Raw genomic sequence first — 11,868 nt, forward strand, 5'->3', positions numbered from 1 at the left:
TCGATGGCGACCGATCCACGAGAGATCGACACCAGCCAGCGCCCGTTCGTCCTCATCTGGGAGGTCACACAGGCGTGTGCCCTCGCCTGCAAACACTGTCGGGCGAACGCGCAGCCCCAGCGACATCCGGACGAACTCACGACGGCCGAGGGTAAGCAGTTGCTGGACGACATCCGTATTTTCGGCGACGGACAGCTCGTCGTGCTGTCCGGTGGCGATCCGCTGGCTCGCGACGACACCGTCGAGCTCGTCGACTACGGGACGGACAACGGGCTTCGGATGACGCTCACGCCGAGCGGCACGACGTCGCTCACCGCCGATCGAATCCAGGCGCTGGCCGATGCGGGCCTACGCCGGATGGCGCTGAGCATCGATGGCGGTTCGGCCGCGGCTCACGACGAGTTCCGCCAGGAACGGGGCAGTTTCGAGCAAACACTGCGGGCAGCACGCGACGCCCGCGCTGCCGGCGTCCCGATACAGATCAACACCACCGTCTGCGCGGACACCGTCGCCGAACTACCGGCCGTTCGGGATCGCGTTGCGGAGCTCGATGCCGTGCTCTGGTCGGTGTTCTTCCTCGTCCCGGTCGGACGGGGACGCGTTCTCGATCCGATCTCGCCCGACCGTGCGGAACGGGTCATGGAGTGGCTGTGTACCGTCGGCGACGACGCACCGTTCGGAATCAAGACGACCGAGGCACCCCACTACCGACGGGTCGCGATCGAACGCGGCCGCGCCGACCACGCGACCCGGTCGCCGGCCCCGGACGGCATCGGCCGGCGAATGGGGATCACCGCCGGGAACGGGTTCGCGTTCGTCAGCCACACTGGCGAGCTGTACCCCTCGGGCTTCCTGCCGCAGGCGGCGGGGAACGTCAAACACGAGGACGTCGTCGACGTCTATCGCGAGTCGGCATCGTTCCGGCGACTTCGCGATCCCGACGCACTCCGGGGAAAATGTGGCGCATGCGAGTACCGACACGTCTGCGGCGGGAGTCGTTCGCGAGCCTACGCGTACACGGGCGATCCACTGGCGAGCGATCCGCTCTGTGCGTACCTGCCCGACGAGTACGATGGAGCACCGCCCGACCAGCAGTTCACTGCCTGACGAGCGTGATCGATGACCCAGAGCACCGACAACCGTGGTCGTGATCGACGGAATCGCGGTTCGCAGCGATCGGTCGATCCGACTGTATCACGAGAGCGCGCCATCGAGCGGCTGCACGCCCACGCGGACCGGATCGAGCAGCGGGAGCTCCGGACCGCCCTCACGAAACTGGACCAGCACGGAACCCTCACCGATGCCCAACGGGCCGTCATCGTCGACATGGCGGACGCACTCGTCGACGAGCTGCTGGCTCCGCCGACACAGTCGCTTCGAAACGCGTCGTCGACGGATCGCTCCGATGTGCGGACGGCGCTGGAGCTGTTCGATCCGGACACGCTATCGAACGAGTGACGATACCGAGACGATCTCCGGCGTCGAATCCGCGTTTCTCGACGGTATTCTGACCATCGTACCGTCAGATCGGTCGGGGAGTCACACTGTCGGCGCGATTTCGTCCTCCCTGAGATAACACTGCGGGTCGGGGGCGAACGGATCGTCGTGCACGGCAAGCGCCCGGAGTCGTGATGCTCCTCGACAGATATTCTGATATTGACAGTCAGCACACCGTCCTGACAGTCGCTGCTCTCGGTTGCGCAACGCTCTCAGGAGTGGGTTCGACTCGTCGTCCCAGAGAGCGCTGAACGGGCGATCGCGGACGTTGCCGAGGCTGTAATTCTGCCAGAACTGCGTGAGATGGACGTTGCCCTGATAGTCGATGTCGGCGACACGCTCGCCGGTCGGATCGCCCCCGTTTCGGCGGAGGTAGTCGTTTATCCGCTCGGCGTTGGCCTCACTCAAATGCTCGCGCGCGTATTCGACGAGATAGGCGGCATCGGTGTAGTTACCGACGAGCAACGTCTCGATCTCGTCGTCGTGGTCGTGATATCGTCGTGTAAGGTCACACAGCTGCTTCACGGCAGCCCGTTTCTCTTCCGGGGACAGATCGGTGTCGACGATCCCCGCACCGCGACCACCGTAATCGAGATGGTAGAAGCAGAACCGATCGACGCCCTCGTCGTGGAGGAGTGCAACGACAGCGGGGAGATCCGCTGCGTTCCGCTCAGTGATCGTGTATCGGAGCCCGGTCTTGAGGCCGGCGTCGAGACATGCCCTGATCCCACGAACGGCCGCATCGAACGCACCGTCCTGGCCACGGAACGCGTCGTTCCGTTCGGGCAGTCCGTCGACCGAGATGCCCGCGTATTTCAGGCCCGCCTCGCGCAGCTCCCGTGCGATATCAGGGGTGATGAGTGTGCCGTTCGTCGAGAGCACGGGACGGATGCCGCTCGCGTCCGCGTATTCGATCAGTTCGGGCAGATCGTCACGGACGAGCGGTTCGCCACCGGAGAACAACACGACCGGGACGCCGTAGTCGGCGAGATCGTCCAGCACGCGCTTGCCCTCCTCGGTAGTGAGTTCGCCGTCGGCGGTTTCGGTGTCGGCGGCCGCATAACAGTGTGAGCAGGAGAGATTGCACTGTTTGGTGAGGTTCCAGACGACGACCGGCCGTCGTTGTTTGTGGTCGGTGATCTGTGGTTTCGCGGATTCACCGGCAGCGTCGTAGCGGAGGCCGTCACCCTCCGCGTCGAGATCACAGAGGAGTTTGCTGATCGAGATCATGCGCTATGGCCTCGCTCGTCGCGTTCTTTCGCGGGATCGATCGACACGGCCCGTTCGTCGATCGTTGTTCTGGAATATCGCCGCACGTCGGCCGCTGGACAGAGCCACAGATCGGTCGCGTACCGGCCGAACAGCGTCGTTGCCTGTGTCCGAGCAGCCTCGATCGTGGGTGCGGACACGCTCCCGACGTGCTGCAGTGGATCGGTCGTCTCGTTCCGGACGAAAATCTCCCATTCACGATCGACCGCATCACGGGGCTGCTCGCCGACGCGAGACCAGTTCGATTGCTCGGCCATGGTTCCACACGCGAGCCACGATGCAAACGTTCCTTTCCCGATGATGTTCGGCGATCTTGGCGATCTTGGCGATCTTGGCGATCACGGCCGCTCCGCTGGCGGGAGCTGAACCCGTTTCGCGATCGGCTCCTCGATCGGGAGGCGCATCGTGATCTCCGTTGCCAGCCGATCGCTCACGTCGAAGCCGATGTTGTCGTAGACGGTTCTGGCTCGTTCGTTCTCCGCGGCGACGGTCAGTACGAGTGTGCCGTGATCTCCGCCGTTCCATCGCAGGCGGCGTCTGCAGCCCCGGAGCGATCAGCGATAGTGACGCTCATTCACAATGATCGGGATACGCTGTTGCGGACGTCTTCGCATCGGCCATCGATCCCGTTTCACCCCGTCGAAACACTCAACGACCGCGAACGGGTTCGGGACAGCGGTTACCGTTTCCCGGGTTCGACACACGACCATGCCCAGCTTCCCGTCGCCGTTTTCGAAGGCGGATGATAGCCTCTTCGATCGCTATCACGAGTTCGTTCTGGAGAATATACCGGAACCCGGCCCGTTTCTCGACGGTCACGACGTTCTGACCGACGACCGCCACACGGCCTTCCACCGGCTCACGAAACGGCTGTTCGACGAGCGCGGCGTCTACGACATGACGTTCGGCTACAACCTCGCACGGCTCAATCTCGACGATCGCCATCCGGCTGCGGGCTATCGCTACGCCGCGGAGGCCGACGACTCTTCGACGCTCCGTGCGGAGTTCACCCCGACGACACCGTTCTGCCCGCAGAGCCACACGCTCACCATCGGCTCGTTTCGCGCGTGGAACGGCCTGAGCGATCGCCATGAGTACGACCGCGTGCGCGTTCGTGTCCATCCGATGCACCAGCAGAGCACGGCCATCAACGACCGCCTCGACGAACTCGATGCGCGCTATCGAGACACCGGGCGAGTCAACGAAGCGGACGGGAGCGAAACGGCCGGATCGAGCCGTCAGCCGGGATCGGCCGGCGGGGCACAGCCACCGTTCTGAGATCGACGACGAGCGTTCGATCATCCAAGAGGGGGTCGGCCTCCGTGGATCCTGGACGGTGTCCGGTTCGACCTCGCTGCTGGCCATCGGCCGTACTTCCTCCGGACTCAATCGGTTTCTTGCGGGGCGAACACGAGCACGGCGACGCTGTCCTCGATGGCCGTCGGTGCGATCTCGTGATCGCCGCTGAACCGGAGCAGGTCGCCCGCGGTGAGGTGATGGGACTCACCATCGAGTGCGAGATCGAGTTCACCCTCGACGAGATGGCAGACGATGTCGGTGTCCGGATGGCGGTGGGCGGGCAGTTGCTGGTCGGATTCGAGCGTGAGACGGATGGTGCGTGGCGCGTCGTGCTCGAACACCACCGCATGTGGCGCTCCATCCAGTTCGTCGAGGCGTACGCGTTCGGGTTCAGGTTCGGTCATGGACTCAGGCTCGGATTCAGTCGTTGTCATCGATCTTCGTCTTCTCTATCATTGCTCCATTGTCATCGCTTCCACTCCGAACATGATCGGGTGAAGAGGTGGCGGGGGAAAGAGAGGCTGGATCAGCGCTCCTCGGGCCGGGAGTCGACGGCACGTGATTCACGTAACGTGGATGTTGGAACGAGGATACGCCCGAGTCCCTGTGGGCTGTGATCGCGAACGACCAGCAGCATGTTCCCGACGAAGAGTGTGAACCCGACGAGTGCGGCGATACCACCGACGGCGAACACGGCAGCCGGAACGGCGAATCGCTCGCCGACGACGAGCAGTCCGGTACCGACAACGAGCGCGACGAGATCGGCGGTGGCGACGCGTGCGTCGTAGAGATCGTCGATCATGGGCACCGTCTCGTAGCCGAGCCGGTCGCTGTAGCGATGTACCCAGACGATGAACGGGACGACGTGATAGAGCGTGCCGAGCACCACGAATCCGATGACGCCGAACGCGAGCAGGTGGGCGCTCTCGGTGCCGAACAGCGTCGCGCGGGCGAGCGGATCGTCGAACCACGCCGGCGCTGTCACCAACGCCCAGAGCACCATCGCAACGGCCACGACGGCGTACCGCGACAGCATCGGCGTCCACGGGACCTGCGTCTCGAAGAGCCGCCTGACGAGGATCACACCGATGGCGAGGACGCTCGCGACGACGAGCAGCCCACCGATACGGGCGAGCCCCTCGTTCGCCACGAGGCGGCCAGCGGCGAGTGCCAGTACGCCGGTGGGATAGGCGACCTCCTCGAACCGTTTGAGCGGGCGATCGATGCCGTGCAGCGAGGTCTGCGTGAACATCGTTCCCAGCTGATAGAGCGCGCCGAGCACCGTCGCGAGCACCGCGCCGAAGACCGCGAGCGTCGCGTGCGCCATGAGAACCTGCTCACGCGGGAGCGACGACCCGAACAGTGGCTGGGTGAAATCGATCGCCAGCAGCACGCCAAGTATCGTCAGCAGGAGGAACGTTCCGAGCGCGAACGCGAAGTGGCGCTCGGTCACGTCGAACGGACGAGCGCACAGCAGCGTCCGCCCGACGTTGTAGACGAACAGCCAGAAGCCGACGAGCATGACCGATCCGAACAGCGGGAGCCAATCGAGGCTCCCCGCGAGCAGCGCCGTGACGAACCCGACGAGTCCGGGAGTGAGCAGCCACAGCTGCGCGAGCGCGAGTCGGCGCGAGTGGAGTTCGACGCCCGACCAGACCGGCACGAACTGCGTCATCGCGCCCATGATGGTGAGACAGATCCATCCGACGAAAAGCAGATGGAGGTGCGAGAGCCGCGTCAGCCCGACTCCGCCAGCAACCGCGTCCACGAGCCCGAGCAGACCGCCGAGCAGGAGAAAGCAGAAGCCAACGACGAAATGAGCCAGCGGGATCGTCATCGGCGGCTGTCGATCCGTTTCGAGGTCGCCCATGATCGCGCTCATGCGCCCGCCTACGACGGCCAGCCCCCTCGCAGTACCCCCGAACAGGTTCGGCACCTGCGCGATCCGGACACATCGGCGTTTTCTAGCCCCGACGCCGGACTCGTGTCGACGGTTCGCGTCATCGTCGGCTCCGCGGCCCGGTTCCGAGAGTCGTTCGTGAGCGCTGCCCGATCAGATCACGTCCTCGATGTTCGCTCGCACCTGTGCCAACGCTTCGTCGCCCCGCCCGTCGATCTCGGCCACACGCTCCTCGATTTCCTCGCCGACAGCCGGCTCCTCGATCAGTTCGAGATTGGCCCGGACGGTGAACACCGCTGCTTTCAGCGCCGCGTGAGCGAGGAAGGCCCCGGTTCCGGCGTCGGCCAGTGCGTTTCGATTCCCCGTCGCCGTCACCGTTTTGGCGTGATCGAGTACGTCGAGACAGGCTTCGGCGATATCCAGCGGCACGTCGGCAGCACGGCGCGATCTCTCGTCGATCAGTTCGGCACGCCCCTCGTCGGTCGACGCCGCGAACGCGGCCTGCAGCTCGTCGATGGCGGTCGAATCCTCGTCCGCGAGCTCCAGCAGGCGTACCCGGCGTGTTTCGAGTTCAGTACGAACGGTCGAGAGCTCGGACTCCACACCGTCGTCGTCTTTTTCGATCGTATGGATACACACCATCTCACAGAGCGCCGCGCCGAACGCACCGCCAACGGCAGCGACTGCACCGCCGCTCGGCGTGACTGCGCGTGCTGCGACGTCGTCGAGGAATTCGGCGATCGTTTGCTCGGCGAAGGCCATGTTCGACCGGTCGTGATGGGCTGTCAAATATCTGTTCCGCTCGCCGGTCCCGCTATCGTCGAAATCCGGAAAATAGCTATGGATAGTGCTCCCTTCAGTCGTACCAGACCTCGAATTTCCGTCGAGAAAGACGCGAGAGGCGTTTCGGGACCATGCGCCGACGAATACGACTACCGGTGAGTGCGTTCAGCACAACGTATATCAGCACCGTGCCGCCAGTTGTCGAGTGATGGTCGAGACCGACGGGCGACGAACGCGATCGTGGGCGACGCTCGGCGCTGCGGCAGGGAGCGCGGTCGGTCTGGAACTCCTTTCGCGCCGACTGTTGCGGCGATACGGTGAGGGATTGAACAGCATGCCGACGGTCGTTCTGGAGGAGTTCCCGGAGATCGACCGGGCGCTGCTCGAAAAGCTGTCCAGCTTCGATGCGGAACTCGGCTGGTGTCCCCAGCCCGAGCAAACGAAACAGAAGGACACCGGCGATCACCTCCCGGGCGAGGAGGTCCGTACCGTCGTCGAGTATTCGACCGACGAGTACGGCAGTCGGGTCTGTCCGGCCGCCGATCGCGATGAAAGTACCGACATCTCGATCTCGACCTACGGCGACTCGTACTGTTTCTGTCGAGAGGTCGACGACGACGAGACCTTCCAGCACCATCTCGCCGAAAAGCTCGATACGCACGTCGGCAACTACGGCGGCGGCAACTATGGCCTCGATCAGGCGCTCATGCGGCTGCAACGACAGTATCCGGAGGACCCAACCGATTACGTGATCGTCCTCGTCACGGCGTCGTCGATCGCTCGGATTCTGAGCGTCTGGAAACACTATCAGGAGTTCGGCAACGTGCTCGCGGTGAAGCCGCGATACCGGCTCGACGACGGCTCGCTGGAGCGCGTCGAGACGCCGATCACCGAACGGGAGGACCTGCTCGATCTCGAATCTTACGCCGAGTTCCTCCGTTCGCACGACTACCACTACGACCACTGGTTCAAACCGCATCTCGCACGGTTCCCGTACGCGACCGACCTGCTCGCCCCGCCGGAACAGCTCCGCTATCTCGCCGCTGCCGGTCTGGAGGACGTCGAAGGGCGACTCGGCGTCTCGCTACCCGGTATCGACACCGCCCGTGCGAAGACGCGCTCGGGAGTCAGGCTCGAACAGCCACGGGTTCGCTACCACGAGGAGCTCTACGACCGGAAGGCCGACCTGTTCGAGGCGATCGTCGGCGAGTTCGTCGACTACGCCGACCAGGAGGAGTTTACGCCGGTGTTCGCGATGGCCGGTCAGTTGCGCTATGCAGCCTACGAGGCGACCCACGGCCCCATCTACGGCGATCTGCTCGATCGGCTCGACGAGCGCTACCCGATCCTGGAGACCATCGACATCCCGCGTCACTTCGAGGAGGCCGACGATCCGGAAGCTGTCGAGTCGCTCTACGTCCAGCGCGGCGAGGGCGGCCACTACAGCTCGACGACCAACGAACGCATCGCCGACCTGCTCGCCGCTGAACTGTTCGACTGAGCGAGAGGGCGATCGGGGAAAACAGCGCGCCGAGCCGTCAGTTTTCGAGCGCCTCGCCCGCGTTGTCCCGTGGTCGGTAGCCGAGCGCGCGCTGTGTTTCGGTCAACGAGAGATAGCGCTCGTCGTTTCGGGAGACGCCGTGGCCGGCGACCGGACTCTCGGCGAGTTCGGCCGTAGCCGCTCGTTCCAGAAAGTCGCGACAGTCACGATGACTGAGCCACATCGCGCGGGCGAAGCGGGCGTACGCCTCGGGATACTCGTGGTCGGGGTTCTCCTGAGTATCCACGAGTTCCTCGCGATCCATCAGCCAGCCGATGCGCGCGTGGACCACCTCGATGTCGTGGCGGGCGGCGTAGTAGTTACCGATGGCCTCGCCGGCGACCTTCGTGATCCCGTAGTACGAATCAGGTCGTGCGTCGGTGTCCGAGAAGACCGTCGGTGCGTCCGATTTCATCGTCTCGGGTTCGCTCGGATCGACGACGTCGGCCATGTTGACCGCGTGGTTCGAGCTCGCGTAGACCACGCGGTCGAGCCCGTTGGCGACGGCAGCCTCGTAGGCGTTGTAGACGCCGTCGATGTTGACTTCTCGCACGTCGTCCCAGTCGGCGTACGCCGAGGCGTTGCCCGCGAGATGCACGAGGACGTCTTGGCCGGCGAGCGCCTCGGTGAACGCCTCGCGATCGGTCACGTCGCAGACGATCCCATCGATATCGTCCTCGTCGTCGTAGGTGAGTGGCGTCACGTCGTGATCGTCGAACCCCTTCAACAGTGTTCGTCCGACGTTGCCCGCCGCACCGGTGATGGCGATCCGTGTCATCGGTCGCCCGTAATCGGGGTCGGCACATAGCCTTTGATCAGGAACATGCGCGCCCGTAGCGATGCACCACCCGGCACGGTCCCCCTCCCTCCCCTCATGGCCGTCGTCGGCTCCGTCCGAACGCGCGCCGAAACGAGAGGAGATAGGGTTTTCATCCCGGGCGTTCTACGGCAGGCCATGAGATGTGTTATCGTTGGGTATGGGCGTGTCGGTATCCGCACGGCCGACCTCCTCGCCACGGAGGGCCACGAGGTGGTCGTTGTCGAGAACGACCCGGCGAAGGTCGAGAGCGCCCGCGAGAGCGGATTCACGGTCGTCGAGGGTGATGGCTCCGCGACGGCGGTGTTGGCCGAAGCCGATCTCGATGCGGCCGATGCCGTCGGCGGGCTCACCGGCGATCCCGAGACCAACTTCGCGGTCTGTGCCGTCGCCAACGACCACGGCTGTCGGACGGTGTTGCGCATCAGCGAGGAGTTCTCGGCGGCGGTCTACCGCGAGTACAGCGAGGGTGTCGACGAGATCATCTATCCCGAACAGCTCGGCGCGGCCGGGGCGAAGACGGCGCTCCTCGGCGGGGATTTCAGCGTGCTCGCGGACATCACCGAACGGCTCTCGGCGGCCTCGCTCACCGTGCCCGAGGACTCGCCCGTCGTCGGCGAGCGCGTCGTCGCCCTCGACGTGCCCGATGCGGCGCGGATCTATGCCCACGGGCGGGCCGGCGAGTCGTTGACGATCCCGCTTCCACGGACGGCGATCGAACCGGGTGATCGTCTCGCGCTCATCGCCGATCCCGACGCGGTGGCAAGCGTTCGCGCAACGATCCACGGTACTGATGCGTCGCTTTCGGACGATGCAACGAAAGGGGAGGGGAGGGCCGCCGAGGCGGGGACCTCGGGGCGCGCGAGTGGGGAGGATGGGGAGTGAACCGGTGGCGCGCCCATTCGGGACAATAGCCGGGTGATACTTAACTCCGCGTCAGACAACCGCACGACGCATCGCCTTCAGCCGTCGTAGTCGTCGAGGCGCGTGCGCGAGGAGTCCCCGGTGAACTCGTCGAAATCCGTCCCCGATTCCAGTGCGGTCTCCTTTTTGACGCGGTAGTTGCCGCCGTCGGTCGTGTAGCACTCGCTCGGATGGAAGAAATACCAGTCCTCGCGGTCGAACCGTACTCCAATACGGGGTTTCGCGCCGAAGTTCTGGGAGAAGAAGACGAGCGCCTCGACCTCCTCGCCGGTGAGATAGATCGGGTCGCCCGACGAGGATTTCGCCTCGATGGCGTAGAACACCTCCCCGTTGCCGGCGAGCGCGTCGGGCAGCTCGCGCTCGGTGGCGCTGCCGCTCGCGGGTGCACGCATCACCGCAAAGCCCGCCGCGTCGAGGCGGTTGACGAGTTCGCGCTCGCGCCGGTCGCCCTTTGCGTGTGACATCTATTTCTCGGATTCGCGGTCATCGGTCAAAACACCGTTGTTTGTCGACTCTCGGTCGTGATCTGCTGCTGACCAACACTCGTTCGGCGTTCGTTTACCGAGACGGCTGATCGCCAGTCTAAATAAAGTGTATTCGATATACTTTTACTAAGATCGACCTTTGGGTCGCTAATGAAAGACGGCCATCTCGTGGATGAACCCGTTCCGGGCGAATATCTCCCGGCCGATTCGGGTGCGTCGCTCCCCGCATCGAAGTTCTATCTCCCGGACGATCTCCCACCGGACCTCACTCTCTCGGCGGAACTCGTGTCGATCCACGGTCGTGCGATGCACTCGCTCGGCCGGCTGGACGGGCTCTGGAGCGAGATCGACGATCCGGACACCGTGTTCGGTCTCTTCGTCTACAAAGAGGCCGAACAGTCCTCACAGGTCGAGGGTACGCAGGTCACGGTCTCGGACATGTATCGGCAGGGCTCCGACTCGAAGGACATTCGCGAAGCGAGGAACTACGCGGAGGCGCTTCGCGACGCAACTACTCGACTGACGCGCGAGGGACGCACGCGCGAGACGCTCTCGATCGCGCTCCTCAAATCGCTTCACCGTTCGCTGATGGAATCCGATCGAACCGACGACCCACACCCCGGTGCGTTCCGTTCACAGCACGTTTGGATCGAGGAGGAGACGAACGGTATCGGTCGTCGCATCCGTTTCGTGCCGCCGAAGCCCGATGTCGCGGTGTCGAAGATGGACGACTTCGAGCAGTACATGCAGTCCGCCGGCCGCTATCCCGACCTCGTCGATATCGCCATCCTCCACTATCAGCTCGAAACGATCCACCCGTTCGTAGACGGTAACGGCCGCGTCGGGCGGCTGTTGATCGTGCTCATGCTGATCGCGTCGGACATCCTCGTCCATCCGCTGTTCTATCTCAGTTCGTACATCCGTCGCAACCGGGACGAATACACCGACCGCCTGCTGGCCGTCAGCGAGAACGGCGACTGGGACGCATGGCTGGCGTTCTTCCTCCAGGGAATCAAAGAACAGGCCGACGAGGCGTTCAGTCGTGCGAAGCTCCTTCTCCGATTGCGCGAGGAGTACCGGACACGGTTTCAGGATGCTCCCCCGTCCGTCCGCCAGCTCGCGGAAACCGTCTTCACCGAGCCGGTTGTTACCGTCTCCGGAGCTGCCACACTGATCGACATGTCGTATCCGGCGGCCAACAGCGCTGTCGATCGGCTGGAAACCGAAGGTGTGCTCCGGGAGACGACCGGTCAGCAACGGTATCGCGAGTTTCAGGCCGACGAGGTGCTCGACGTACTGAATAGACCGACCGAGGAGATCCCGTCGCCGGAGAAACTCATCGCTAGCGACTGAG

The 11,868-nt window shown here is 64.3% G+C and carries 13 protein-coding genes; 6 read left to right on the top strand and 7 right to left on the bottom strand.

The genetic code is table 11. The annotated features are described in order from the left end of the window. The first annotated feature begins 3 nt into the window (after positions 1–3). A complete protein-coding gene (locus MUK72_RS03110; protein ID WP_244703833.1) occupies positions 4–1,107 on the top strand; it encodes a TIGR04053 family radical SAM/SPASM domain-containing protein in 1,104 nt (367 codons plus the stop codon). A gap of 12 nt (positions 1,108–1,119) precedes the next feature. Then, positions 1,120–1,458 carry a glutamyl-tRNA reductase gene (locus MUK72_RS03115; RefSeq protein ID WP_244703835.1) on the top strand — a complete coding sequence of 113 codons (339 nt, stop codon included), beginning with the start codon at positions 1,120–1,122 and terminating at the stop codon, positions 1,456–1,458. An 81-nt stretch (positions 1,459–1,539) separates the two neighbouring features. Here the strand turns inward: MUK72_RS03115 and MUK72_RS03120 are convergent, their stop codons facing one another. Then, positions 1,540–2,727, bottom strand: a complete 1,188-nt coding sequence (locus MUK72_RS03120; protein WP_244703837.1) for a TIGR04347 family pseudo-SAM/SPASM protein — start codon at positions 2,725–2,727, stop codon at positions 1,540–1,542. Next, positions 2,724–3,023, bottom strand: coding sequence for an Htur_1727 family rSAM-partnered candidate RiPP (locus MUK72_RS03125; RefSeq protein WP_244703839.1), 300 nt, complete (start codon positions 3,021–3,023; stop codon positions 2,724–2,726). Before MUK72_RS03125 ends, MUK72_RS03120 begins: the two co-directional genes overlap by 4 nt. Positions 3,024–3,474: 451 nt before the next feature. Between MUK72_RS03125 and MUK72_RS03130 the strand changes: the two genes are divergently transcribed. Continuing rightward, positions 3,475–4,044 carry a DUF7998 family protein gene (locus MUK72_RS03130; protein WP_244703841.1) on the top strand — a complete coding sequence of 190 codons (570 nt, stop codon included), beginning with the start codon at positions 3,475–3,477 and terminating at the stop codon, positions 4,042–4,044. Positions 4,045–4,151: 107 nt separating this feature from the next. On the opposite strand, the gene MUK72_RS03135 is transcribed toward MUK72_RS03130, so the two are convergent. The 3 genes from MUK72_RS03135 to MUK72_RS03145 form a co-directional block, all read right to left on the bottom strand. Continuing rightward, positions 4,152–4,469, bottom strand: a complete 318-nt coding sequence (locus MUK72_RS03135) for a cupin domain-containing protein (protein WP_244703843.1) — start codon at positions 4,467–4,469, stop codon at positions 4,152–4,154. 122 nt (positions 4,470–4,591) lie between these two features. Beyond that, positions 4,592–5,947, bottom strand: a complete 1,356-nt coding sequence (locus MUK72_RS03140) for a hypothetical protein (protein ID WP_244703845.1) — start codon at positions 5,945–5,947, stop codon at positions 4,592–4,594. Positions 5,948–6,118: 171 nt separating this feature from the next. Next, positions 6,119–6,727, bottom strand: coding sequence for a cyclodeaminase/cyclohydrolase family protein (locus tag MUK72_RS03145; RefSeq protein WP_244703847.1), 609 nt, complete (start codon positions 6,725–6,727; stop codon positions 6,119–6,121). 229 nt (positions 6,728–6,956) lie between these two features. Between MUK72_RS03145 and MUK72_RS03150 the strand changes: the two genes are divergently transcribed. Then, entirely contained in the window at positions 6,957–8,249 is a 1,293-nt protein-coding gene (locus MUK72_RS03150) for a hypothetical protein (protein ID WP_244703849.1), read from the top strand. 37 nt (positions 8,250–8,286) lie between these two features. On the opposite strand, the gene MUK72_RS03155 is transcribed toward MUK72_RS03150, so the two are convergent. Continuing rightward, the gene (locus tag MUK72_RS03155; RefSeq protein WP_244703850.1) at positions 8,287–9,066 is read right to left on the bottom strand and encodes an NAD-dependent epimerase/dehydratase family protein; all 780 of its coding nucleotides are present in this window, start codon (positions 9,064–9,066) and stop codon (positions 8,287–8,289) included. 177 nt (positions 9,067–9,243) lie between these two features. Between MUK72_RS03155 and MUK72_RS03160 the strand changes: the two genes are divergently transcribed. Continuing rightward, positions 9,244–9,990, top strand: a complete 747-nt coding sequence (locus tag MUK72_RS03160; RefSeq protein ID WP_244703852.1) for a potassium channel family protein — start codon at positions 9,244–9,246, stop codon at positions 9,988–9,990. 77 nt (positions 9,991–10,067) lie between these two features. Here MUK72_RS03160 and hjc read toward each other — a convergent pair whose 3' ends face one another. Then, positions 10,068–10,493, bottom strand: a complete 426-nt coding sequence (gene hjc, locus MUK72_RS03165; RefSeq protein ID WP_244703877.1) for a Holliday junction resolvase Hjc — start codon at positions 10,491–10,493, stop codon at positions 10,068–10,070. 171 nt (positions 10,494–10,664) lie between these two features. Here hjc and MUK72_RS03170 point away from each other — a divergent pair, with 171 nt between their 5' ends. Beyond that, entirely contained in the window at positions 10,665–11,867 is a 1,203-nt protein-coding gene (locus MUK72_RS03170) for a Fic family protein (RefSeq protein WP_244703879.1), read from the top strand. Position 11,868 lies beyond the last annotated feature (1 nt).

Source organism: Halococcus dombrowskii, from assembly GCF_022870485.1.
Lineage (GTDB): Archaea > Halobacteriota > Halobacteria > Halobacteriales > Halococcaceae > Halococcus > Halococcus morrhuae.

Bases quoted from the DNA above. Each gene is read 5' to 3' on its own strand.
- MUK72_RS03110 (WP_244703833.1), top strand. From the start codon at position 4: ATGGCGACCGATCCACGAGAGATCGACACCAGCCAGCGCCCGTTCGTC.
- MUK72_RS03115 (WP_244703835.1), top strand. From the start codon at position 1,120: ATGACCCAGAGCACCGACAACCGTGGTCGTGATCGACGGAATCGCGGT.
- MUK72_RS03120 (WP_244703837.1), bottom strand. From the start codon at position 2,727: ATGATCTCGATCAGCAAACTCCTCTGTGATCTCGACGCGGAGGGTGAC.
- MUK72_RS03125 (WP_244703839.1), bottom strand. From the start codon at position 3,023: ATGGCCGAGCAATCGAACTGGTCTCGCGTCGGCGAGCAGCCCCGTGAT.
- MUK72_RS03130 (WP_244703841.1), top strand. From the start codon at position 3,475: ATGCCCAGCTTCCCGTCGCCGTTTTCGAAGGCGGATGATAGCCTCTTC.
- MUK72_RS03135 (WP_244703843.1), bottom strand. From the start codon at position 4,469: ATGACCGAACCTGAACCCGAACGCGTACGCCTCGACGAACTGGATGGA.
- MUK72_RS03140 (WP_244703845.1), bottom strand. From the start codon at position 5,947: ATGAGCGCGATCATGGGCGACCTCGAAACGGATCGACAGCCGCCGATG.
- MUK72_RS03145 (WP_244703847.1), bottom strand. From the start codon at position 6,727: ATGGCCTTCGCCGAGCAAACGATCGCCGAATTCCTCGACGACGTCGCA.
- MUK72_RS03150 (WP_244703849.1), top strand. From the start codon at position 6,957: ATGGTCGAGACCGACGGGCGACGAACGCGATCGTGGGCGACGCTCGGC.
- MUK72_RS03155 (WP_244703850.1), bottom strand. From the start codon at position 9,066: ATGACACGGATCGCCATCACCGGTGCGGCGGGCAACGTCGGACGAACA.
- MUK72_RS03160 (WP_244703852.1), top strand. From the start codon at position 9,244: ATGAGATGTGTTATCGTTGGGTATGGGCGTGTCGGTATCCGCACGGCC.
- hjc (WP_244703877.1), bottom strand. From the start codon at position 10,493: ATGTCACACGCAAAGGGCGACCGGCGCGAGCGCGAACTCGTCAACCGC.
- MUK72_RS03170 (WP_244703879.1), top strand. From the start codon at position 10,665: ATGAAAGACGGCCATCTCGTGGATGAACCCGTTCCGGGCGAATATCTC.